19 protein-coding genes are annotated in these 22562 nt (G+C 65.8%); 4 read left to right on the forward strand and 15 right to left on the reverse strand.

Annotation, left to right across the window (positions count from 1 at the left end):
- Positions 1–36: 36 nt before the first annotated feature.
- From tdh to ACGRVM_RS11670, 12 genes are all read right to left on the reverse strand, one after another.
- Entirely contained in the window at positions 37–1059 is a 1023-nt protein-coding gene (gene tdh, locus ACGRVM_RS11615; RefSeq protein WP_377172457.1) for an L-threonine 3-dehydrogenase, read from the reverse strand.
- A gap of 8 nt (positions 1060–1067) precedes the next feature.
- On the reverse strand, positions 1068–2276 hold the full coding sequence (locus ACGRVM_RS11620) for a glycine C-acetyltransferase (protein ID WP_377171795.1): 1209 nt from the start codon (positions 2274–2276) through the stop codon (positions 1068–1070).
- A gap of 70 nt (positions 2277–2346) precedes the next feature.
- Positions 2347–4350 (reverse strand): hydantoinase/oxoprolinase N-terminal domain-containing protein, encoded by a 2004-nt coding sequence (locus tag ACGRVM_RS11625; protein ID WP_377171797.1) that lies wholly within the window; start codon positions 4348–4350, stop codon positions 2347–2349.
- Positions 4351–4392: 42 nt separating this feature from the next.
- Positions 4393–5454, reverse strand: a complete 1062-nt coding sequence (gene queG, locus ACGRVM_RS11630) for a tRNA epoxyqueuosine(34) reductase QueG (RefSeq protein WP_377171799.1) — start codon at positions 5452–5454, stop codon at positions 4393–4395.
- Between the two features lie 38 nt (positions 5455–5492).
- Positions 5493–6158, reverse strand: coding sequence for an FtsZ-binding protein FzlA (fzlA, locus tag ACGRVM_RS11635; RefSeq protein ID WP_377171801.1), 666 nt, complete (start codon positions 6156–6158; stop codon positions 5493–5495).
- A gap of 58 nt (positions 6159–6216) precedes the next feature.
- Positions 6217–6927 carry a monofunctional biosynthetic peptidoglycan transglycosylase gene (mtgA, locus tag ACGRVM_RS11640; protein WP_377171803.1) on the reverse strand — a complete coding sequence of 237 codons (711 nt, stop codon included), beginning with the start codon at positions 6925–6927 and terminating at the stop codon, positions 6217–6219.
- Between the two features lie 79 nt (positions 6928–7006).
- Positions 7007–8152 carry a saccharopine dehydrogenase family protein gene (locus tag ACGRVM_RS11645; protein WP_377171805.1) on the reverse strand — a complete coding sequence of 382 codons (1146 nt, stop codon included), beginning with the start codon at positions 8150–8152 and terminating at the stop codon, positions 7007–7009.
- A gap of 1 nt (position 8153) precedes the next feature.
- Positions 8154–9203: a saccharopine dehydrogenase gene (locus ACGRVM_RS11650; protein ID WP_377171807.1), complete on the reverse strand. Its 1050-nt coding sequence runs from the start codon at positions 9201–9203 to the stop codon at positions 8154–8156.
- A gap of 9 nt (positions 9204–9212) precedes the next feature.
- Positions 9213–9827 (reverse strand): glutathione S-transferase family protein, encoded by a 615-nt coding sequence (locus ACGRVM_RS11655; protein ID WP_377171809.1) that lies wholly within the window; start codon positions 9825–9827, stop codon positions 9213–9215.
- Between the two features lie 18 nt (positions 9828–9845).
- The gene (locus tag ACGRVM_RS11660) at positions 9846–10496 is read right to left on the reverse strand and encodes a histidine phosphatase family protein (protein ID WP_377171811.1); all 651 of its coding nucleotides are present in this window, start codon (positions 10494–10496) and stop codon (positions 9846–9848) included.
- 7 nt (positions 10497–10503) lie between these two features.
- A complete protein-coding gene (gene pncB, locus ACGRVM_RS11665; RefSeq protein ID WP_377171813.1) occupies positions 10504–11796 on the reverse strand; it encodes a nicotinate phosphoribosyltransferase in 1293 nt (430 codons plus the stop codon).
- A 66-nt stretch (positions 11797–11862) separates the two neighbouring features.
- On the reverse strand, positions 11863–12720 hold the full coding sequence (locus ACGRVM_RS11670; protein ID WP_377171815.1) for an SDR family oxidoreductase: 858 nt from the start codon (positions 12718–12720) through the stop codon (positions 11863–11865).
- Between the two features lie 119 nt (positions 12721–12839).
- Between ACGRVM_RS11670 and ACGRVM_RS11675 the strand changes: the two genes are divergently transcribed.
- From ACGRVM_RS11675 to ACGRVM_RS11685, 3 genes are all read left to right on the forward strand, one after another.
- Positions 12840–14318: an AMP nucleosidase gene (locus tag ACGRVM_RS11675; RefSeq protein ID WP_377171817.1), complete on the forward strand. Its 1479-nt coding sequence runs from the start codon at positions 12840–12842 to the stop codon at positions 14316–14318.
- A 120-nt stretch (positions 14319–14438) separates the two neighbouring features.
- Positions 14439–14726: an HU family DNA-binding protein gene (locus ACGRVM_RS11680; RefSeq protein WP_377171819.1), complete on the forward strand. Its 288-nt coding sequence runs from the start codon at positions 14439–14441 to the stop codon at positions 14724–14726.
- A gap of 87 nt (positions 14727–14813) precedes the next feature.
- Positions 14814–15686, forward strand: coding sequence for a DMT family transporter (locus ACGRVM_RS11685; protein ID WP_377171821.1), 873 nt, complete (start codon positions 14814–14816; stop codon positions 15684–15686).
- A gap of 57 nt (positions 15687–15743) precedes the next feature.
- Here the strand turns inward: ACGRVM_RS11685 and ACGRVM_RS11690 are convergent, their stop codons facing one another.
- On the reverse strand, positions 15744–17999 hold the full coding sequence (locus ACGRVM_RS11690) for an NADP-dependent malic enzyme (protein ID WP_377171823.1): 2256 nt from the start codon (positions 17997–17999) through the stop codon (positions 15744–15746).
- A gap of 156 nt (positions 18000–18155) precedes the next feature.
- Here ACGRVM_RS11690 and mutS point away from each other — a divergent pair, with 156 nt between their 5' ends.
- On the forward strand, positions 18156–20780 hold the full coding sequence (mutS, locus tag ACGRVM_RS11695; RefSeq protein WP_377172458.1) for a DNA mismatch repair protein MutS: 2625 nt from the start codon (positions 18156–18158) through the stop codon (positions 20778–20780).
- Between the two features lie 50 nt (positions 20781–20830).
- Here the strand turns inward: mutS and ACGRVM_RS11700 are convergent, their stop codons facing one another.
- Positions 20831–21391, reverse strand: coding sequence for a nucleotide exchange factor GrpE (locus tag ACGRVM_RS11700; RefSeq protein WP_377171825.1), 561 nt, complete (start codon positions 21389–21391; stop codon positions 20831–20833).
- A gap of 11 nt (positions 21392–21402) precedes the next feature.
- Positions 21403–22467 carry a heat-inducible transcriptional repressor HrcA gene (gene hrcA / locus ACGRVM_RS11705; RefSeq protein WP_377171827.1) on the reverse strand — a complete coding sequence of 355 codons (1065 nt, stop codon included), beginning with the start codon at positions 22465–22467 and terminating at the stop codon, positions 21403–21405.
- Positions 22468–22562: the final 95 nt, after the last annotated feature.

Consider the following 22562-nt stretch of genomic DNA (forward strand, 5'->3'; position numbering starts at 1 on the left):
TCCCGGGCAAACCCGGCCCGCTTCACGCGCGCCGGCTCACCAATCCATCACGACCTTGCCGGAATTGCCCGAAATCATCGCCGCGAACCCCTCTTCGAAATCGTCGATCCCGATGCGATGCGTGATGAGACCGGACACATCGAGGCCCGACTGCACGAGCGCGATCATCTTGTACCACGTCTCGAACATCTCGCGGCCATAGATGCCTTTCACATGCAGCATCTTGAAGATGATCGCGTTCCAATCGACGGCGAACTCGGTCGGCGCGATGCCCAGAAGCGCGATCTTGCCGCCATTGTTCATGCGGCTGATCATCTGCTGCATCGCGGCCGCCGCGCCCGACATCTCAAGCCCCACGTCGAAGCCTTCATGCATGTCGATGCGCGTCATCACGTCGCTGAGCTCTTCCTTCGAGACATCGACAACGTGCTGAACGCCCATCTCGCGGGCGAGCTTGAGGCGGTAGGGGTTGATATCGGTGATGACCACCTTCCGCGCGCCCACCTTCTGCGCGACGAGCGCGCCCATGATCCCGATCGGCCCCGCGCCCGTCACCAGCACGTCCTCGCCCACCAGATCGAAGCTGAGCGCGGTATGCACCGCATTGCCGAACGGATCGAAAATGGCGGCGATCTCGTCGGGAACATCCTCGGGGATGGGCACCACGTTCATCTCGGGAATGCAGACATATTCGGCGAAGCTGCCCGGCCGGTTGACGCCCACGCCCTTGGTGTTGCGGCAAAGCTGCCCGCGTCCCGCGCGGCAGTTGCGGCAGATGCCGCAGACGATATGCCCCTCGCCGCTCACGCGCTGGCCCACCTTGTAGCGCGTGACCGCACTGCCGGTATCGGCGATCTCGCCCACAAACTCGTGGCCCACGACCATCGGGACAGGCACGGTCCTGGCGCTGAACTCGTCCCATTTCCAGATATGCACATCCGTGCCGCAGATCGCGGATTTGCGCACCTTGATGAGCACATCCTTCGGCCCCGGCTCCGGCACGGGCACATATTCCATCCAAAGCCCCGGCTCGGGCCGCGCCTTCACCAGCGCCTTCATCTCGTTCTTCATGAAATCACCCCGAACTCGCGGCCGACCGCCGCAAAGGCGTCGATCGCCTCATCCAGCATCTCGCGGCTATGCGCTGCGCTCATCTGCGTGCGGATGCGGTCCTGATCCTTCGGCACGACCGGAAAGCTGAAGGCGGTCACAAAAACGCCCCGCTCGCCCAGCTTTTGCGCCATCTGCTGCGCCAGCTTCGGATCGCGCAGCATCACGGGAATGATCGCGTGCTCGCCGGGCAGCAACTCGAAGCCGAGATCGGTCATGCGGGTGCGGAAATGCGCCGCATTCTCCCAAAGCCGCGCGCGCAAGTCGCCGCCCTCCTCGATCAGATCGAACATCCTGAGCGACGCGCCCGCGATTACCGGCGCCAACGTGTTTGAGAAAAGATAGGGCCGCGAGCGTTGGCGCAGCCAGTCCACGACCTTGGCCGAGGCGGCGGTATAGCCCCCCGATGCGCCGCCCAGCGCCTTGCCGAGCGTGCCGGTCAGAATGTCCACCCGGCCCATGACACCGCAATGCTCGATGCTGCCGCGCCCCGTCGCACCGACAAAGCCGGTGGCATGGCAATCGTCCACCATCACCAGCGCATCGTATTGCTCGGCCAGATCGCAGATCTCGGCCAGCTTGGCGTAATAGCCATCCATCGAAAACACGCCGTCCGTCGCGATCAGCCGATGCCGCGCGCCCCGAGCCTCCTTCAGGCAGCGCTCGAGATCGTCCATGTCGCTGTTGGCATAGCGATAGCGCTGCGCCTTGCACAGGCGCACCCCGTCGATGATGCTGGCGTGGTTCAGCGCATCGCTGATGATCGCATCCTCGGGGCCCAGAATGGTCTCGAACAAACCGGCATTCGCGTCGAAACAGCTCGGGTAGAGGATGCAATCCTCGGTCCCGAGAAAGCCCGCGATGCGGGCCTCGAGCGCCTTGTGCTCCTCCTGCGTGCCGCAGATGAAGCGCACCGAGGCCATGCCGAACCCGTAGCGATCCAGCGCCTCATGCGCCGCCTCGATGATGCGCGCATCATCGGCCAGCCCGAGATAATTGTTGGCGCAAAGGTTGATGACCTCCGCGCCGCTCGCGAGCGACACGCGCCCGGCCTGCGGAGAGGTGATGACCCGCTCGGTCTTGTAGAGCCCCTCGTCCTTCAGGCCGTCGAGGCGGGCGGACATGTCGGCTTCGAAGTTCCGTGCGGCTTTGCGTGCGGCGCTCATCTCATGATCCTTTCTGTGACTCGGCTTGCGCCGAAGCTAACGCATCCGCGCGCAAGGCGACACCGGCGGCCTACGCCGCGATGCGCGGCCGTCCCGAGGCTTCGACGGTGATCTCGCCTTCCAGAAACACCTGCCGCGCTTCGGCTTCGGCGGTGCGCAGATCGCGCGTCGCGGTGACGTGGATATCCTCCGCGCCCGCCGCCACGGCCTCGGCCCGCGCGGCGCTTTCGAGCGCGGCTTGCAGCGCATCGAGCGCGGCCTCCGCATCCCGGTGATCCTCGGGCCCGGTCTCGAGGTGCACGCGGAAAATCCCTTCGCTGGGCGACGTCACAGTCCCGCTGCGCCGGATCGTCACCCGCCCGACGACAGCGCCGATGGCATTGGCGACGCCTGCATGTTCGGGCAGGATCATCTCGCAGCCGAGCCGTTCGCCGACAGCCGGATAATACGTCGCCGCAGAAGCACCGAGACCCACCACCGGAACATTCAGACCCGAATTAAGCCGAACTAGACCCTCATGCCGATCGAGGCCCCGCTGCATCAGCACATGCCGCGCCAGCTCAGCAGGATCGAGGCCGAAGGGCTCGGCCTCCTCGGCGAAGCCCGTCTCGAGGATCGCGAGGACCGTCTGGCGCGTCAGTTGATCGACGATCATCCGGGCCATCTCCTCGGCGTCCGTGGCAATGAGATTGCCCGACCCCGTGCGCTTGCGCGCCATGAGCGTCAGCGCCTTCTGCGCCGCGTCGCCGTCCCAGGCATCCGCTTGGCCCAGAACATGGCTCGCATCGGACGGCGTCACTCCCGCGACCTGCACGAGACCGCGCGAGACCAAGCGGCGCAGCGCCTGCGCCTCCATCCGCGTGCGCAGAACCGCACCCACGGGCTGCACGCCACCTTCGGTGATCCGCGCAAGAAGGCCCTCGTCGCGCTCGGGCAGTCCGCCCGCGTCGATCCCCGGCACGGCGCGCACAAAAGCCGCGTCCTGCTCGCCAGGCACAGTCGCGCGCAGCTGCGCGTCGAGCGTACGGTGGACGATCTCGGGCGCCTCATGCGCGATGAGACTGACCGGCAACACGCGGCGCGGCCCGAGCAGGAGGCCCCCGGCAAGCCCGTCACTCAGAACCTGCACCTCGCTGTCGCCGCCAAGCCCGGTCGTGCGCATGCCCACCGCCTCCACCATGGTGCGCCACGGACCCACCTGCGCGCCCGCCGGGTCGATCATGGGCTTGCCGCCGCGCAGCACCGCGACATCCGTAGTGGTGCCTCCGATATCCGAGACGAGCGCCGTATCCACACCCGTGAGCCAGCGCGCGCCAACGATCGATGCGGCAGGACCGCTCAGAATCGTCTCTATCGGGCGGTCTCGAGCCTGATCCGCGCTGATCAGCGCGCCATCGCCGCGCACCACCATCAAGGGCGCGTCGATGCCCAGATCGGCCAGCTTGCCCTCGGCCTTGTCGATCAGCCGCGCGATCATCCCGATCAGCCGCGCGTTGAGAAGCGCGGTCAGCGCCCGCTTCGGCCCGTTCAGCTTGGCCGACAGATGATGCGAGCAGGAGACGGGCCGCCCGGTCAATTCGTGGATCATCCGCTGCGCCGCCAGCTCATGCTCGGGATTGCGCGTGGCGAATTGCGAGGCGACGGCGAAGGCGCCGATGCCGCGATCTTCGGCCAGCCATGCCTCGAGCGCCGCCAGATCGAGCGGACGCGCCTCGTATCCCGCATGGTTGTGACCCCCGGAAAGGATCAGCGCCGGATCGCCGCCCAGCGCCGCCCTCAGGCCATGCCCGTCGAGATCCTGCTCGCGAAAGCCGATATAGACGAGGCCGGCGCGCCCGCCCTGCCCCTCGACCAGCGCATTCGTGGCCAGGGTGGTCGAAAGCGAGGCAAGCGCGATCCGCTCGGGCGCGGTGCCGCTTTCGGCCAGGACACGCGCCACCGCCTCGCCGATGCCGATGGCCAGATCATGCCGCGTCGTCAGAGCCTTGGCGCTCGCGATGACCTCGCGCTCGCCCTCGATCAGCACGGCGTCGGTATAGGTGCCGCCCGTGTCCACGCCCAACAAGATCGCCATGCCAATCCTCCCAGCAGATGCCTGCATCGCATAAGCCGGAAATCAGGGCTGTTCCATCCCTTTTGCGGCACGGTCCAGTCGCTCCAGCGCCCATCGCGCCGCATCGACGACCGTGGCGTCGGGATCGTCGAGATGCGGGCGCACCGCACCTGCAAGGTCGGGCCGCCCCGAATTGCCGATGGCGTAGAGAACATTACGGATGAACCTGTCGCGCCCGATCCGCTTGATCGGACTGCCCGAGAATTTCGCGCGGAACGCGGCATCATCGAGCGCCGCGAGTTCGGCCAGCGGCGGCGCCACGAGATCACCGCGCGCGTGGTAGCGCGTCTCGCGCGCCTCTTGTGCGAACTTGTTCCACGGGCAGGCAGCGAGACAATCGTCGCAGCCATAGATGCGGTTGCCCATGAGCGGCCGCAACTCGGGATCGACCGGGCCGTGATGCTCGATCGTCAGATACGAGATGCAGCGCCGCGCATCGAGCTGGTAGGGCGCCGGAAAGGCATCCGTCGGACAGATGTCGAGGCAGGCGCGGCAAGACCCGCAATGATCGGATTCGCCTATATCAGGCTCTATGTCGAGGGTCGTGAAGATAGACCCGATGAAGAACCAGCTGCCCAGATCGCGGCTCACCAGATTGGTATGCTTGCCCTGCCAACCCAGACCCGCCGCCTCGCCCAGTGGCTTTTCCGGCACGGGCGCGGTATCGACGAAGACCTTGACCTCCGTCTCCGGCGCCGTCTCGGCGATGAGCCAGCGCGCGAGCCGCTTCAGCCGCTTCTTGACGAGATCGTGGTAATCCTTGTTCTGCGCATAGACGCTGATCGCGCCGCGTTCGGGCCGCCCCAGCACCTCGAGCGGATCATGCTCCGGCGTATAGCTCTCGCCCAGCATGATGACCGAACGCGCCTCGGGCCAGAGCGCGGCGGGATCGCCCCGCCAATGGCTGCGCTCGGCCAGCCAGCCCATCTGGCCGTGGCGGCCCTCTGCGAGAAACGCGGCGAGCCTATCGGGCACCTGCGGCACATCGGTGGGGCGGCAGATGCGGGCGAGATCGAACCCCTCGGCATGGGCCTGTCGAACGAGACGGTCCTTCAGATCATCCATGCTTCATCTTGGCGGAAATACTCATGAAGCCTCCGCCATCAGAAATCGAGGTTCGAATAATGGCGCGGCGGCGGGAAGCCCGGCACCTGATCGGCGAGGATGTTGCGGAAAGCGGGGCGCGATTTGATCTTGGCGTACCAGTCCTTGACCACATCGCTGCGATTCCAGTCCACGTCCGAGATATAGTCGAGCGCGCTCAGATGCGCGGCGGCGGCGAAATCGGCCAGCGTCATCACGTCCCCGGCAAGCCAGCGACGCTGTTCCAGAAGGAACGCCATGTAGTCGAGGTGATACTTGATCGCCTTGGCGCCCGACTTGACGTTGCCGCTATCAGGAAAGCCCGCGCCCATCATCTTCTTGTTCACCCGCTCATAGAGCAGTTTCGACGTGACCTCGTGATGGAACTTGTCGTCGAACCACGCGACCAGCCGGCGCACTTCGTAACGGCCATCGGCGCCGCGGGGCAGCAGGGGCGGCTCGGGGTATTTCTCTTCGAGATATTCGCAGATCGCCGTGCTTTCCGGCAGCGTCTTGCCGTCGATGCGCAGCACGGGCACCTTGCGGGCAGGGTTGCGCCGATGGAAATCTGAGTTCTCTTCCCAGTATCGCTCCTCCACCAGCTCGCACTCGATCTTCTTCTCGGCGAGGCTCAGGCGAACCTTGCGGCAGAAGGGTGACAGTGGAACGTGATAGAGCTTGGCCATGACGCGGTGGACCTTTGTTGAACGGCTCGCCCTTCCATGCCCTCTCGGCGGGTGGTTTTCAATCCTCGAAACACGCGGCGCGCCCGTCGCGGCGGATCGTGGCCGCGCCGTCCATGATCGAAGCGGCCCGTTTGCGCACCCAATCCGAGGGACGACTGGCCGAGCGATCCTTGGGATCGGGCAGGATCGCGGCAAGGCGCGCGGCCTGCCGCGCGCTCAGATCCTTGGCCTCGACGCCGAAGTAATGCCGCGCGGCGGCCCCGACGCCGAAGACGCCCTCGTCGAATTCGGCGACGTTGAGATAGACCTCGATGATGCGCCGCTTGGGCCACGTGGCCTCGACGACCGGCGTCATCACCGCCTCGAGCGCCTTGCGTGGCCAGGAGCGGCCTTGCCACAGATAGACGTTCTTGACCGTCTGCTGGCTGATCGTCGAGGCGCCGCGCGTGCCGCCCGCCTCGAGCACTTGGCGGATCGCGCGCATGTCGAAGCCCCAGTGATTGCAGAAATCGGCGTCCTCGGCCGCCACGGCTGCGCGGGCCATTTCGGGGGCGATGGCGCCGATGGGGGTCCAGTCATAGGAAATGGCGCCGAGCCGCCGCGCCTCCTGCTTCATGTAGAAGGTCGGGCCCGCCGGTGCCCAGCGATGCCAGAGCGCCGCGGCGAGGATCACCAGCGCGCCCGCCACGAGCGCCCAGAGCGCCCAGCGCCGAAGCCACGCCTTCGGCGCGCGGATCGCTGCGGGCTCCTTGGTGGATTTGCGTGGCATGGCGGGGCCTTGTGCTGCGCGGCCCAGACCTTGCGGGCCGCGCGATGGGAGTATTCGCGGACAGGCGAGACGGCGCGCGTCAGCCCTTCAGATGATCGACCACATCCAGATGCTGGGCAAGGCGGCGGACCTCGCCCAGATAGCGTTCGACCAGTTCGGGATCATGCGGCGCGGGGCTGACGCCGGCGGGGATCTCGCCCGCAAGAACCGACACGATCGCCATCGAGAGCGGGATCGACACGAGCCGCGCCATCGCCGTGCCGCGTGCATCGCCCCAGGCGTCCATCACGAAAGTCTTGTGCCAGACCGGCGCACCTTCACGCTCGGCCTTGAGCGAGACGCACATCACGACGCGGTCGGGCTCGCCCTCGTCATAGGCATGCTCTGCCCAGAACGTGTCGGACATCTCGCGCAGGCGTGCATCGCCCTCGGGGCCTTTCAGCGTTTCGACCTCGCGGAAGACATCCGCCCAGGCCTCTGACCAGCCGTTGAGCCGCAGCGTGCCGCGCACGAATTCCTTGATGCGCCAATCGGGATCGAAGCGGTAATCCTCGATGAAGGGCAGGCTGTCGCGGTTGGGATAGACCTCGAAACTCTCGGGCGTGGGCAGTGGTGCGGTATAGCTGCTGATCGCGTCCCAGGGCCGCTCGACCCGCAGCTCGGCATGATCGCGGATCGAGCGCGAGGGCGAGCGCAGCGCCTTGAGCACGCCGAGGGGCGACCAGCTGAACTTGTAGCGGAAGGCGTTGGGATGCTTGGGAATGCCGCCGCAATAGCTGAGGAAGGTCAGATCGTTCGCCGCATTCACCGCACCGCTCGCGCGGTAATCGGCGACGAGCGCATGCGCCATGAGGTGGTCGATGCCGGGATCGAGCCCGATCTCGTTGACGAAGCACAGTCCCGCCGTCTCGGCCCGCGCATGCAGCGCGCGCATCTCGGGGGCGATGTAGGAAGAGCTGGCGAAATGCGCGCCCTTGGCAAGGCAAAGTTCGGCCAGCGGGACGTGCCAGTCGCCCGGCAACATCGAGACCACGACATCGCCCGCCTGCACCTCGGCCCCGAGCGCGTCCATGTCGAAGGCCTGGATGCGCTGCGTGAGATCGCCCACGGCATCCTGCGCCTTGCCCGTGCTGCGGTTCCAGACAGTGACTTCGTGCCCCGCCTCGATCAGCCTCCGCAGGCCGGGAATGGCCGAAAGGCCCGTGCCGCACCAGTGTATCGTCATGTCAAAGGCCTTTCATCGCGTCGGTGAATGTCGCATGCGCCCGTCCCCAGACGCCCCGGTCAAGATGGCCCAGACCGCGCAGCGAGGGCAAGAGCAGCGCGGAGAAGTCCTCGCTCGACTCGACGGGCAGAAGCGAGGGCAGGTTGTCGATCGCCATCACGTCCATCGGGGGCGCGTCATGCACCCGGCGCACCGGCGCGGCCCAATCCGTCGCCGCGTCATAGATCGGGACCGGGTTGTAATCGCTGTCGGGATCGCAGGCGACATCACCGATCACCGTCAGATCGCGCGGCGCATCCAGCGCGTCGGCGGGAACGAAGACGGGCGTTCCGGGCCGCGCGAAGATGCAATTGAGGAACATGTCATGCGCGAGGATCTCGGGGAAAGGCCCGCCGCCTTCCGTTTCGGCCATGTCCCAGCGGGTAGGGGCGAGGCCCAGCGCATCGCAGAGATCCGCGGCCCCGGTGCCGACGCGGCCCAGCGCGCCGATGATGATGGCCGAGGGCGCGCGCAGCCCGTCCAGATCGCGCGCCAGATCGTCCAGAAGCGCCTCCTTGCCCGCATAGGTCGCAACGGCGGGACAGATCCCGCCGCGCTGCTGCGCGGCCCAGGATTTCACCGTGACGGCGGCGCCCGCATACCCGGCCCAATAGCCGAAGGCGGCGACGCGGCGCCCATCCTCGTCCACGAGATATTCGAGATCGTAGAGCGTGCCGCCGCCCTCCCTGAACCGCTCCAGAAGCGCGCGGCCCGAATGCTGGCCCTTGAAGGCATGGCCGAACATGATGTGGCGGTGGATGAGCGGGCTGCCATCCTCGGGCAACTCCTTCAGCCCGAAGATGATCGCATCCTCGGGGGCGCCTGGCCAGGTGCTCTCTTCGGCGATCGTGCAGCCCGCGTCGCGATAGCCGTCGATGGGAATGGCCCGCTGACGGCTTTCCTCGACCGTCACGCGCATCCCGGCATCGATCAGTGCGCGCGCGCCCTCGGGGGTGAGGCCCACGCGCTCTTCATTCGGCCGCTGCTCGGCCCTGACCCACAGATGTGTCATGCGTCCTCCTCAGAGCATACCGGCGGCACGCGCCGCCTTGACCGATGCGCGCTCTTCCATCGCCTGAAGGAAGGCGGAGATGCGCGGGAAATCCTCGGGATCGACGCCGTCGCCCTTGAGCCAGAGGCACATCACGAAAAGATGCGGATCGGCGGCGGTGACATGATCGCCCATCACGAAGGGGCTGCGCAGGCAGTGATCCTCGACATAGGCGGCGCTGGCGCGCATCGTCTTGGGGACCTGCGCGCGCATGTCCGCGTGGCTCTCTTCCTTCTCGGCCCAGCGATAGGCGCGCGGGCCATGCGCGTGGTTGGGCTGCATCGTGCTCGCGAGGTAATGGATCACGCCGCGCACGCGGGCCGCATCCACGGGATCTTCGGGCATCAGGCCCGCCTCGGGGGCGATCGCGGCGATATAGTCGAGGATCGCGCCGGTCTCGGTCAGAATGCCGCCCTCGATCTCGAGCGCGGGCACCCGGCCCTTGGGGTTGATCGCGTGATATTCGGGCTTGGTCTGCTCGGCGTCCTTGAAGCTCACCTTGTGCGAATCGAAGTCGAGCCCAGCCTCGTGAAGGGCAATGGCGATGGACACCGAAACGGTGCCGGGCGCGTAATAGAGTTTCATGAGAGTCTCCTGCCGGATCTAGATGAACGTGCGGGCATGAGCCCGATCCCTCGCGTCAAGGTGAGGGGTGGCGTTGAAGCTGTCCAGCACCAACTGCCCGTGAACATGGCGCAGTCGGTGCACCGAGGCGTTATGGGTGCGCAGCATCATCCGCGTCATGGACCCGGTGTCGAGCCCCAGCACATGCCGCATCACCATGCCGATGACCCCGCCGGACGTGACGAGAAGGCTGCGCCCATGCTGCGCCGCGATCTCGTCGATCAGCGTGATGATGCGCGTGTGAAAGCTGCCGAAGGTCTCGGGCACGCCGTTCAGACGATCCTCGGCCCAATGGGCGATGACCTGCGGCATGTAATGGTGGAAATCATGCGCGGTGTCCGGCGCGGCGATACCGTGCTGCGCCTCCATCGCCTCGGCCAGCGCGAAATAGGTCAGCTCGTTCAGGCGCGCGTCCTCGCCCGTGGCCGCATAGCCCATCGCCGCCGCAGTCTGGCGCTGGCGCGTGAGCGTGCCGGTCAGCACGCGGTCGAAATGCGGATCGGTCGCGCGCAGCCAGTCGCCCAGCCACTCGGCTTGCCGCCGGCCCAGATCGGACAGGCGGTCATATCCGGCCTCGTCGGACGCGCCCGAATTGGCCTGACCGTGGCGTACCAGGATAATTTCGGTCATGCGCGGCTCAGACCTCGACCGGCTGCGCGGCCTGCGTTTCCACGCCGAAGACGCGCTTGTAGCGGGCGACCTCCTCAACCGGGCCCATCGCCTTGTTCGGATTGTCCGACAGCTTGACCGTCGGACGCCCGTCCGCCGCGACCGCCTTGCAGACCATCGAGAACGGCGCCAGCGCATCGCCGGGGACAAGCCCCCGGAAATCGTTGGTCAGATACGTCCCCCAGCCGAACGAAACCCGCACCCTGCCCGAGAATTGCGCATGAAGCGCCGCGATCTTGGCTTCGTCGAGCCCGTCCGAGAAGATCACCAGCTTGTTCGACGGATCCTCGCCACGCGCTTTCCACCAATCGATCGCCATCTCGGCGCCCTTCGCGGGATCGCCTGAATCCACGCGGATACCGGTCCAGCCCGCGAGCCAGTCGGGCGCGTTCTCCAGAAACCCCTTGGTGCCGTAGGTGTCGGGCAGGATGATGCGCAGATTGCCCTCGTGCTCTTCGTGCCAATCGCTCAGCACGTCGTAGGGCGCGCGTGCCAGCTCCTCGTCAGACTGCGCGAGGGCCGCGTAGACCATCGGCAACTCGTGCGCATTCGTGCCGATCGCTTCGAGATCGCGGTTCTTCGCGATGAGGCAATTCGACGTGCCGACGAATTTGTCACCCAGCCCCTCGTGCATGGCGCGCACGCACCAATCCTGCCAAAGGAACGAGTGGCGTCGCCGCGTGCCGAAATCGGCAAGGCGCAGCCCGTCGATCTCGCGCAGCGTCTCGACCTTCTCCCAAAGCTTGGTCATGGCGCGGGCATAAAGCACCTGAAGCTCGAATTTCTCCATCCCGTGCAGAACCGTGCGGCTGCGCAGCTCCATGAGCACGGCCAGCGCCGGGATTTCCCAAAGCATGACTTCGGGCCAGCTTCCTTCGAAGGTCAGCTCGTACTGATCGCCGACGCGCTCGAGATGATAGGGCGGCAGGCGCAGCTTCTCGAACCAGTCCATGAATTCGGGCGTGAACATCTGCCGCTTGCCATAGAACATGTTGCCGCGCATCCACGTGCTCTCTCCGCGCGACAGCGAAAGCGAGCGGATATGGTCGAGCTGCTCGCGCAGCTCGCCCTCGTCCACCAGATCGGCCAGAGGGATGTGCGTTGCACGATTGATGAGGCTGAAGGTCACCTGCGTCTCGGGCCGGTTGCGGAACACCGATTGGCACATCAGAAGCTTGTAGAAATCGGTATCGATCAGGGACCGGACGATGGGGTCGATCTTCCATTTGTGGTTATGCACGCGTGTGGCGATGTCGACCATGTCAGGCTCCGGGATTGCTTCGGCAGGGTTAAAGCAGGGCCGGGGCCGGATTGGCAAGGCTCGGCGCTAGTCCTCGCCCTCCATCATCGCGCGCAATCCGTCCCGATAGGTGGGATATGCGAGCGTGATCCCGAGATCGCGCTTGATGCGCTCGTTGCTCACGCGTTTCGACTCCGCGTAAAAGCTGCGCGCCATCTCGGACATCTCGGCCTCCTCTATGGGCACCGCCTCGGGCAATGGCAGCCCGAGGAGTTCGGCGGCATAAGCGATCACATCCTGCGGCGGCGCCGGGTCGTCGTCGCACAGGTTATAGATGGCGCCGGGATCGGGCGCGTGCATCGAGGCGGCGACGATCCGCGCGATATCCTCGACATGGATGCGGCTGAAGACCTGGCCTTCCTTGATGATGCGCCGCGCCTTGCCCGAGCGCACCTTGGCGAAAGGTCCGCGCCCCGGCCCATAGATGCCCGCAAGGCGGAAGATGTGCAGCGGCAGTTCCGGCACCGCGCGCCACGCCGCCTCGGCCTGCTGCCGGAGCAGGCCGCGCCGCGTGCCGGGGGTGAGGGGCGTCTCCTCGTCCACCCAGTCGCCCGCGTGATCGCCGTAGACCCCTGTGGTCGAGAGATACCCGGCCCACGCGAGGCGGGGCGCGATTCGCGCCATTCCATCCGAAAGCGCGGCCAGCACCGGATCGCCCTCCTCGCCCGGCCCCGCGGAGATCAGCAGATGCGTGGCGGCGGTCAGCTCGGCCTCGATGTCGGATCCGGGCCAGATCACGGGCTCCACGCCTTCGGCCCTCAGCGCCTCGGCCTTCTGCGGATCGCGGGTGGTGCCGATGATGCGCCAGCCGCCCTCGCGCAAGAGCAGCGCACCCAGCGCGCGGGCGGAATAACCATAGCCGAAACAGAAAAGCGTTCTTGTCATGGGGATGATATGCGCCGCCGTTACGCCCGCGGCAAGGGCGCCAGCGCGCTTGCGCCTCTGTCGCGCCCGGTGCACCTTTGCCACACGGATGTAGGAACCATTCCAGAAAAGCCGCGCGCATGACCGCACAAGACCAGATCGTCCGAAGCCCCGAAGCCCGCCCCGCGCGGGACTTCACCGATGCGGTGGCCGCGGTCGATCATCTTTGCGCGCTCTATGACGAGGCGGTGTCCTTCCTGCGCAAGGGCTTCACCGAGGCGCTTTCCGGCCCGCAACCGGCGCATCGCATCCGCGCCTTCTATCCCGAGATCCGCCTGACCACCTCAAGCTTCGCCGGGATCGACACGCGGCTCTCCTTCGGCCATGTCGCGTCGCCCGGCACCCACGCCACGACGATCACACGGCCCGATCTCTTTCGAAACTACCTGATCCAGCAGATCCGCCTCCTGATCGAAAATCACGACGTTCCGGTCGGCATCGGCGTCTCGCAGACCCCTATGCCCGTCCATTTCGCCGTGGCGCAGGATGCGCGGATGAACGTGCCGCATGAGGGCGCGGCGGGGTTCACGCTGCGCGACGTGTTCGACGTGCCGGATCTCGGCACGATGGACGACGACATCATCAACGGCCTGAAAGGCGCCGACGCCGACGGCACCGCGCCGCTCGCGCCCTTCACCGCGCAGCGCGTCGATTACTCTCTGGCCCGGCTCGCGCATTACACGGCGACCTCGCCCGCGCATTTCCAGAACCACGTTCTTTTTACGAACTACCAGTTCTACGTCTCGGAATTCGAGGCCTATGCCCGCCGCGTTCTTGCCGATCCCGAAAGCGGCTACGCGAGCTTCGTCGCCACCGGAGATACCGAGATCACCGATGCCGCGGCGGCGCTCGATATCCCGCGCCAGATGCCGCAGATGCCGACCTATCATCTCAAGAAGCCGGACGGCTCGGGGATCACGCTCGTCAATATCGGCGTCGGTCCGTCCAACGCCAAGACGGCGACGGACCATATCGCCGTGCTGCGCCCGCATGCCTGGATCATGGTCGGCCACTGCGCCGGGCTGCGCAACACGCAGCGCCTCGGCGATTACGTCCTCGCCCATGCCTATCTGCGCGAGGACGGCGTTCTGGATGCCGATCTGCCCACCTGGGTGCCGATCCCCGCGCTCGCCGAAATCCAGATCGCGCTCGAGGAAGCCGTCGAGGAGGTCACCCAGCTCGAAGGCTACGAGCTCAAGCGGATCATGCGCACCGGCACCGTCGCCAGCGTCGACAACCGCAATTGGGAGCTGCGCGATCATTCCGGCCCGGTGCGCCGCCTCAGCCAGAGCCGCGCCATCGCGCTCGATATGGAAAGCGCGACGATCGCGGCCAACGGATTTCGCTTCCGCGTGCCCTACGGCACGCTTCTCTGCGTCTCCGACAAGCCGCTCCACGGCGAGCTGAAACTGCCGGGCATGGCCAGCGCCTTCTACACCGATCAGGTCGCGCGCCATCTGATGATCGGCATCCGGGCGATGGAGACGCTGGCGCGAATGCCGCTCGACCGTCTCCACAGCCGGAAATTGCGCGCTTTCGACGAAACCGCCTTCCTTTGACGGCGCATTTCTGCGCAAAATTCGCGCGGCCGAACGCAGTATGCGTTGTAATGCCCAATGAAATAGCGTTACACCTGATCGTGAGGCCCAGTTTTCGGGCAGATAAAAGGAGACCACCCGATGGCAAAACCGATGACCAAGACACAGCTCGTGGCCGCACTGGCCGATGAAATGGGCAGCGACAAGAAAACCGCCGGCAACGCACTCGACAGCATCATTGCCGTCATCACGCGCGAAGTTTCGAGCGGCGGCGCCGTGACCCTTCCCGGCGTCGGCAAGATCTACTGCCGCGAGCGTCCCGAGCGTATGGTCCGCAACCCCGCCACGGGCGAGCAGATCAAGAAAGACGCGGACAAGGTCGTCAAGATGACCATCGCGAAGGCGCTGAAGGACAGCGTGAACGGCTGATCTTGCATCTTCCACCGGAATTCTTAAGGGTCGCCCGAAAAGGCGGCCCTTTTGCTTTGGGCGGGAAAGAAGAGGCAAGGGCCGGGCATGGATTTGCGCAGTATCATGATGGGTGTCGGCTTTGCCGTGATGTGGTCGAGCGCCTTCACCTCGGCCCGGATCATCGTCGAGGCCGCGCCGCCCCTCAGCGCCCTCGCGCTGCGCTTTCTCATCTCGGGGGGTCTCGGCGTCGCCATCGCGCTGGCGCTCGGACAATCCTGGCGCCTGAGCCGCGCCCAGTGGCGCGCCTGCATCATCCTCGGCATCTGCCAGAACGCGCTCTATCTTGGACTGAACTTCGTCGCGATGCAGACGGTCGAGGCGTCACTCGCCGCCATCATCGCCTCCACGATGCCGCTTCTCGTCGCGCTGATCTCGTGGCTCTTTCTCGGCCAGCGCCTCCCGAGGCTGGCCTTCGCGGGCCTTGTCGCGGGCTTCGCCGGTGTCGCGATGATCATGGGAACGCGCTTTTCCGGCGGCGTCGATCCCTATGGCCTGACGCTCTGCATCCTCGGCGCCATCGCGCTCGCCATAGCGACGCTCAGCGTGCGCGGCGCCACGTCGGGCGGGAACTTCCTGATGATCGTCGGCCTTCAGATGCTGGTCGGCGGCGCGGTTCTGTCCGTCGTCGCATCGCTCACCGAAACGCTCGTCGTCGATTGGAGCTGGAAGCTCGGCGCAGCCTTCGCCTGGACGACACTCATCCCCGGCCTCGCCGCCACGCTCGTCTGGTTCAAGCTGGTGCAGCGCATCAGTGCGACCCGTGCCGCGACCTTCCACTTTCTCAATCCGTTTCTCGGCGTCGCCATCGCCGCGATCGTGCTGAACGAGCGGCTTCACCCGACCGACCTGATCGGCGTCGCGGTCATCATGGGCGGCATCCTGGCGGTGCAGCTCTCGCGCAGGCCGGACAAGGGCTAGCCCGCACCGGCTTCATCTTGGCGAAAATACTCGATCGCGGCCGGGGCGCAGGGCGCGTCAGCCGACCTTGCACGCCGCCAGCACCGCCATGTTGACGATGTCCGTGGCGGTCGAGGTGGACGAGCAGATCTGGACCGACTTGTCGAGGCCCGAAAGGATCGGGCCGATCACGGTCGCGCCCGCCATTTCCTGCATCAGCTTGACCGAGATCGAGGCCGAGTGCCGCGCCGGAACCACGAGGATGTTCGCCGGACCGGTCAGGCGCTGGAAGGGATAGGCTTCCTGGGCTGCCGTGTTCAGCGCCACATCGACGGTCATGTCGCCCTCGAACTCGAAATCGACGCCCCGCGCCTCGAGCACCTTGGGCGCGCGGTGCATCTTCTCGGCGCGCTCGGATTGAGGATAGCCGAAGGTCGAGAAACTGACGAAGGCCACGCGCGGCTCGAGGCCCAGATGCCGCGCCACGGCGGCTGCCCGCTCGGCGATATCGGCCAGATCATTCTCGTCCGGCCATTCCTGCACCAGCGTATCGGCCACGAGAACGATACGGCCCTTATGCATGAGCGCGGTGACGCCCGCGACACCATGCTCGGCATCCGCGTCGAAGACGTGGTTGATAAGCTCGAGCACATGCGCCGATTTACGTGTCGCACCGGTGATGAGCCCATCGCCATGCCCATGCGCGAGCATCAGCGACGCGAAGACATGCCGGTCGCGCGTGGCGAGGCGGTGAATATCGTGCCGGTCGAACCCCTTGCGCTGGAGCCGCTCGTAGAGAAATGCGCGATATTCCTCCAGATGGGGCGTATTCGCGGCGTTGACGACTTCCAGCTCGGCCACGGCATCGCCCATGCCGGCGGCCTCGAGCTTGGCCTTCACATCGGAATTGCGGCCCACGACGATGGATTTGCCGATGCCCGCGCGCTGATACTGCACGGCGGCGCGCAGCACGCGCGGATCGTCGCCCTCGGCGAAGATCATCCGCGCCTGCGCCGCCCGCGCCCGCGCGTTGATCGAGCGCATGATGCTGGCGGTGGGATCCATCCGGCCCTTCAGGGAAACCTCGTAGGCCTCCATATCGACGATCGGCCGCCGCGCGGCGCCCGTCGCCATGCAGGCCTTGGCCACGGCGGGCGGGATCGTGTGGATGAGCCGCGGATCGAACGGTGCCGGGATGATGTAATCCCGCCCGAAAGCCAGCTTGCGCCCGTAGGCCATCCCCACCTCGTCCGGCACGTCCTGCCGCGCGAGGCTCGCCAGCGCCTCGGCGCAGGCGATCTTCATCTCGTCGTTGATCGCCCGCGCATGGACGTCCAGCGCACCGCGGAAGAGGTAGGGAAAGCCCAGAACGTTGTTCACCTGATTGGGATAGTCGCTGCGCCCGGTGGCGACGATGGCGTCCTCGCGCACCGCATGGGCCTCTTCGGGTGTGATTTCGGGATCGGGGTTCGCCATGGCGAAGATCACCGGATTGGGGGCCATGCTCGCCACCATCTCCTGCGTCACCGCGCCCTTGGCCGACACGCCCAGAAAGACGTCCGCGCCCTCCATCGCCTCGGCCAGCGTGCGGCGATCGGTCTTGACCGCATGCGCCGATTTCCACTGGTTCATGCCCTCGGTGCGGCCTTGATAGATTACGCCCTTGGTGTCGCACATGATGGTGTTCTCATGCCGCGCGCCCATCGTCTTGAGCAGTTCGAGACAGGCGATCCCCGCCGCGCCGGCGCCGTTCAGCACGATGCGCACATCCTCGATCTTCTTGCCGCTCAGATGCAGCGCATTGATAAGGCCGGCGGCGCAGATCACGGCGGTCCCGTGCTGGTCGTCGTGGAAGACGGGGATATCCATCTCTTCCTTGAGCCGCTGCTCGATGATGAAGCATTCGGGCGCCTTGATATCCTCGAGATTGATGCCCCCGAAGGTCGGACCCATCAGGCGAACGGCATTGCAGAACGCATCCGCATCCTCGGTGTCGAGTTCGATGTCGATGCTGTTCACGTCCGCGAAGCGTTTGAAGAGCACCGCCTTGCCCTCCATCACCGGCTTCGACGCCAGCGCGCCGAGATTGCCGAGACCCAGCACCGCCGTCCCGTTCGAGATCACGGCCACGAGGTTGCCCTTGTTGGTGTAGTCATACGCCGTTTCGGGATTGTCGCGGATGGCGGTGCACGGCACTGCGACGCCCGGCGAATAGGCAAGGCTCAGGTCGCGCTGCGTCGTCATCGGCACGGTGGCCGTGATTTCGAACTTGCCCGGCGTCGGCTCGAGGTGGAAGGCCAGCGCCTCTTCGGGGGTGAATTTGGGATTTGCCATGAGCGCCTGCGTCCTGAAAATGCGTTTCCGTCTGCATAGCCGTCTATTGGCGCTCCCTCAACTGTCCTGCGGATTGGGCTTTCGCCGCGCGCACATGATTTGTAGGTTCGCGCCAGCGATGGGGGACTTCTGGTGACGACCGACACAGTCACGCCGATGATGGCGCAGTATCTCGAGATCAAGGCCGAGCATGCGGATGCGCTTCTCTTCTACCGCATGGGCGATTTCTACGAACTCTTCTTCGACGATGCCGTCGCTGCCGCCGAAGCGCTCGACATCGCGCTCACCAAGCGCGGCAAACATCTGGGCGAGGATATCGCCATGTGCGGCGTGCCGGTGCATTCCGCCGAAGGCTATCTGCTGACATTGATCCGCAAGGGGTTTCGCGTGGCGGTCTGCGAGCAACTCGAGAACCCCGCCGAGGCGAAGAAGCGCGGCTCGAAATCGGTGGTCAAGCGCGGCGTCGTGCGCCTCGTTACGCCCGGCACACTGACCGAGGAGTCGCTGCTGGAGGCGCGGCGGCACAATTACCTCGCCGCCATCGCCGAAGTGCGGGGCGAACACGCGCTGGCCTATGCGGATATCTCGACCGGCGCGCTGCACGTCATGTCCTTGCCTCTGCCCCGTATCGGACCGGAACTCGCGCGCCTGATGCCGAGCGAGGTACTGGTGGCCGATCAGGATCAGAGCCTATCCCGCGATCTGGTCACCGATATCGGCGCCGCGATGACGCCGCTCGGCCGGTCCGCTTTCGACAGCACCAGCGCCGCGAGGCGGCTTTGCGATCTTTTCGGGGTCCAGACACTCGATGCCTTCGGAAGCTTCGAGCGCGCCGAGATCGCGGCGATGGGTGCGTTGGTCGAGTATCTGGAGATCACGCAAAAAGGCAGATTGCCCCTCCTGCAGCCCCCGCAGCGCGAGAACCTCGCCGGCGCGATGCAGATCGATGCGGCGACGCGGCGCAATCTCGAACTGACGCACGCGCTCTCGGGCGGTCGTGCAGGATCGCTTCTGGCGGTGATGGACCGCACCATGACGGCCGGCGGCGCGCGCCTTCTCGAGCGGCGGCTCTCCAGCCCGTCGCGCAATCTGGCCGTGATCCACGAGCGTCAGGAAATGGTCTCGTTCGCCGTCGATCGGTCTCGATTCCGGGGTGATATGCGCGCGTATCTGCGTAAGGTGCCCGATGTCGACCGGGCCATGTCCCGGCTGGCGCTCGATCGCGGCGGGCCGCGCGATCTGGTCGCGCTGCGGAACGCGCTCGCCGCCGCCGAGGAGATCGCGGGCCTTCTGCAAGGCGAGGCATTGCCGGAGCCTCTGGCGCAGTTGGCGCAGGATCTGACAGGCCACGACAGACTTCTGAATCTGCTCGACCAGGCGCTGATCGCCGAGCCGCCCCTGCTGGCGCGCGATGGCGGCTTCATCGCGGATGGATACGACGCCGATCTCGACGAGTCGCGCCAGCTTCGTGACGAAGGGCGCGGCGTGATCGCGCGGATGCAGGCCGAGTATATCGAGGAAACGGGCATTTCATCGCTCAAGGTGAAGCACAACAACGTCCTGGGGTACTTCATCGAAGTGACGGCCACCCATGCCGAGCGCATGCTTTCCGCGCCGCTCAACGAGACCTTCAAGCACCGCCAGACGACCGCCAATCAGGTCCGCTTCACGACGGTGCCGCTCTCGGAGATGGAGACGCGCATCCTGAACGCGGGCGGCCGCGCGCTCGAAATCGAAAAGCGGCTCTATGACGGGCTGAAACGCGCTGTTCTGGATGAGGCCCCCGCCCTCGGGCAGCTCGCCCGCGCACTCGCGCAGCTGGATTTGACGACCGCGCTCGCCGATCTCGCGGTCGAGGCGAACTGGTGCCGGCCCAAGGTGGACGAAAGCCGCGCGCTGACCATCACCGGCGGGCGCCACCCCGTGGTGGAGCAGGCCCTGCGCGCCCAGGGGAACGGGCCGTTCGTCGCCAATGATTGCGCGCTGGGCGACGAGAGCGATATCTGGCTGCTCACCGGACCCAACATGGCGGGTAAATCGACCTTCCTGCGGCAGAATGCGCTGATCGCGCTTTTGGCACAAATGGGCAGTTTCGTGCCTGCGGCGAACGCCCATATTGGCATCGTCAGCCAGCTATTCAGCCGCGTCGGCGCGTCGGACGATCTGGCGCGCGGCCGATCGACCTTTATGGTTGAGATGGTCGAAACCGCCGCGATTCTCAATCAGGCCGATGCCGGGGCGCTGGTGATCCTCGATGAGATCGGGCGGGGCACGGCCACCTATGACGGCCTCTCGATCGCCTGGGCGACGCTCGAGCATCTGCACGAGGTGAATGGCTGCCGCGCGCTTTTCGCCACGCATTATCACGAGCTGACGAACCTCACCGAGAAGCTGGCGCGCGTCGATAACGCGACCGTCGCAGTCAAGGAACATGAGGGCGACGTGATCTTCCTGCATGAGGTGCGGCGCGGTGCCGCCGACCGCTCCTACGGCGTGCAGGTCGCCAAGCTCGCGGGTCTTCCGGCCAGCGTGATCGAGCGCGCGCGCATCGTTCTGGATGCGCTGGAGCGCGGCGAGCGTGAGGGTGGCAGTGCGCGCGACGCGCTGATCGACGACCTGCCGCTTTTCTCCAGCAGGCCGCCCGCACCCGTGGCGCCGCCGAGATCGTCGGAGGTCGAAGAGGCGCTCAAATCGGTCCTTCCGGACGAATTGAGCCCGCGCGACGCGCTTGCGCTGATCTACGAATTGAAGTCGAAACTGCCCGTCACAGAGACGAAATAGAAATCGCCCCGTCACTTGCGGGGCGTTTCATGCGGGCCAATGCTGCCGGATCATCCCTGCATCGAAGAGACGCCCACCTTGGCCGGGCGCAGGATGCGGTCGTGAAGCATGAAGCCCTCGGCCGAGACCTGGATGATTTCGCCCGCTTTCGTACCGGGCAAGGGCGCTTCGAACATCGCTTCGTGATGCTGCGGATCGAACTTATCGCCGACCTCGGGCGAGACGATGCGGATGCCGTGCTTGGAAAAGACGTTGAGCAATTCGCGCATCGTGAGCTCGATGCCTTCGATGAACGCGGCGGACGCCTCGCGCTGCTCCTCGGGGATGGATTCGATGGCGCGCTTCATGTTGTCATAAACGGGCAGCAGATCGCGCGACAGCTTGGAGCCGCCGTAATTTTCGGCCTCGCGGCGGTCGCGGTCGGCCCGCTTGCGCGCATTCTCCGCGTCGGCCAGTGCGCGCATGAACTTGTCGTGCAGCGCGTCACGCTCGGCCCGAAGCGTGTCGATCTCGGCGTCTTCGTCCGAAATCTCGGCCATGTCGTCCTGATAGGTCTCGGCCTCGGCCTGTTCGATGTCGTCGAGAAACTCTTCGTTTTCGCGCTCTGCCATGTCTCTGCCCTTCAACTTCTGTCGGCGATCAGCTTTCCGACAAGCTGCGCCGTGTAATCCACGATCGGAACGATCCGCCCGTAATTCAGCCGCGTGGGTCCGATGACCCCGACCGCACCGACGATCTTCCGGTCAGCGTTCATATATGGAGAGACAACCAAAGAGGAACCCGAAAGTGAGAAAAGTTTGTTCTCCGAGCCGATAAAGATGCGCACGCCTTCGCCCTCGTCCGTCAGCTCGAGGAAGTTGGCGATGTCGCGCTTGCGCTCGAGATCGTCGAAGAGCGTGCGGATCCGCTCGAGATCCACCTCGTCGCCGCCCGCGTTCAGCAGATGCGACCGTCCGCGCACGATCAGGCGGTCCGGCCCCTCGCCCTCCTTGGCCCAGACGGCGAGGCCGCTTTCGACCATCGCATGGGCGAGCTGGTCGATTTCCTGCCGCCGGTCGCTGATCTGGCGGGCGATCACGGTCTGAACGTCGCTCAGCGTCTTTCCTTCGACCAACGCATTGAGAAAATTCGCGGCCTCCCGCATCGACGAGGGCGTCTGGCCCGGCGGCGGTGTGAAAATGCGGTTCTCCACATGGCCATCGGCGAACACGAGGACCACGAGCGCGCGATCATGCCCGAGGCTCACGAATTCGATATGCTTGATAGGCGCCTCGTGCTTCGGCGCCAGCACGAGCGACGCCCCTTGCGTCACGCCCGAAAGCGTCTGCCCGATGCGGTCCAGAACGCCCGCCACATCCTGCGAGTTCGAAGACATCGTACTGTCCATCAACTCGCGATCCGCGCTTTGCAGATCGCCCACCTCGAGCAGGCCATCGACGAACATGCGAAGGCCCGTCTGGGTCGGAATGCGGCCCGCGCTGACATGCGGGCTGTCCAAAAGCCCCATGTATTCGAGGTCCTGCATGACGTTGCGGACCGTCGCGGCGCTCACCTTCTCGCTCAGCTCGCGCGTCAGGCTGCGCGAGCCGACCGGCGCGCCGGTGAGCAGATAACCTTCGACGACGCGGCGAAACACCTCGCGCGAGCGATCGTTCATCTCCTCCAGCAGTCGCTTGGCGTCAGTCATGGTGGAATCCTTGGCCATCCGTCGTATCTAAGGCTGCGCCGCGTCATGGGTCAATCGGGGTTGCCTTACCGGCCCGGGCCCCTGTATTCCCGCGG

It is taken from the genome of Roseovarius aquimarinus (assembly GCF_043661195.1).
GTDB classification, from domain to species: domain Bacteria; phylum Pseudomonadota; class Alphaproteobacteria; order Rhodobacterales; family Rhodobacteraceae; genus Roseovarius; species Roseovarius aquimarinus.

Bases quoted from the DNA above. Each gene is read 5' to 3' on its own strand.
- tdh (WP_377172457.1), bottom strand. From the start codon at position 1,059: ATGAAGGCGCTGGTGAAGGCGCGGCCCGAGCCGGGGCTTTGGATGGAA.
- ACGRVM_RS11620 (WP_377171795.1), bottom strand. From the start codon at position 2,276: ATGAGCGCCGCACGCAAAGCCGCACGGAACTTCGAAGCCGACATGTCC.
- ACGRVM_RS11625 (WP_377171797.1), bottom strand. From the start codon at position 4,350: ATGGCGATCTTGTTGGGCGTGGACACGGGCGGCACCTATACCGACGCC.
- queG (WP_377171799.1), bottom strand. From the start codon at position 5,454: ATGGATGATCTGAAGGACCGTCTCGTTCGACAGGCCCATGCCGAGGGG.
- fzlA (WP_377171801.1), bottom strand. From the start codon at position 6,158: ATGGCCAAGCTCTATCACGTTCCACTGTCACCCTTCTGCCGCAAGGTT.
- mtgA (WP_377171803.1), bottom strand. From the start codon at position 6,927: ATGCCACGCAAATCCACCAAGGAGCCCGCAGCGATCCGCGCGCCGAAG.
- ACGRVM_RS11645 (WP_377171805.1), bottom strand. From the start codon at position 8,152: ATGACGATACACTGGTGCGGCACGGGCCTTTCGGCCATTCCCGGCCTG.
- ACGRVM_RS11650 (WP_377171807.1), bottom strand. From the start codon at position 9,203: ATGACACATCTGTGGGTCAGGGCCGAGCAGCGGCCGAATGAAGAGCGC.
- ACGRVM_RS11655 (WP_377171809.1), bottom strand. From the start codon at position 9,827: ATGAAACTCTATTACGCGCCCGGCACCGTTTCGGTGTCCATCGCCATT.
- ACGRVM_RS11660 (WP_377171811.1), bottom strand. From the start codon at position 10,496: ATGACCGAAATTATCCTGGTACGCCACGGTCAGGCCAATTCGGGCGCG.
- pncB (WP_377171813.1), bottom strand. From the start codon at position 11,796: ATGGTCGACATCGCCACACGCGTGCATAACCACAAATGGAAGATCGAC.
- ACGRVM_RS11670 (WP_377171815.1), bottom strand. From the start codon at position 12,720: ATGACAAGAACGCTTTTCTGTTTCGGCTATGGTTATTCCGCCCGCGCG.
- ACGRVM_RS11675 (WP_377171817.1), top strand. From the start codon at position 12,840: ATGACCGCACAAGACCAGATCGTCCGAAGCCCCGAAGCCCGCCCCGCG.
- ACGRVM_RS11680 (WP_377171819.1), top strand. From the start codon at position 14,439: ATGGCAAAACCGATGACCAAGACACAGCTCGTGGCCGCACTGGCCGAT.
- ACGRVM_RS11685 (WP_377171821.1), top strand. From the start codon at position 14,814: ATGGATTTGCGCAGTATCATGATGGGTGTCGGCTTTGCCGTGATGTGG.
- ACGRVM_RS11690 (WP_377171823.1), bottom strand. From the start codon at position 17,999: ATGGCAAATCCCAAATTCACCCCCGAAGAGGCGCTGGCCTTCCACCTC.
- mutS (WP_377172458.1), top strand. From the start codon at position 18,156: ATGATGGCGCAGTATCTCGAGATCAAGGCCGAGCATGCGGATGCGCTT.
- ACGRVM_RS11700 (WP_377171825.1), bottom strand. From the start codon at position 21,391: ATGGCAGAGCGCGAAAACGAAGAGTTTCTCGACGACATCGAACAGGCC.
- hrcA (WP_377171827.1), bottom strand. From the start codon at position 22,467: ATGACTGACGCCAAGCGACTGCTGGAGGAGATGAACGATCGCTCGCGC.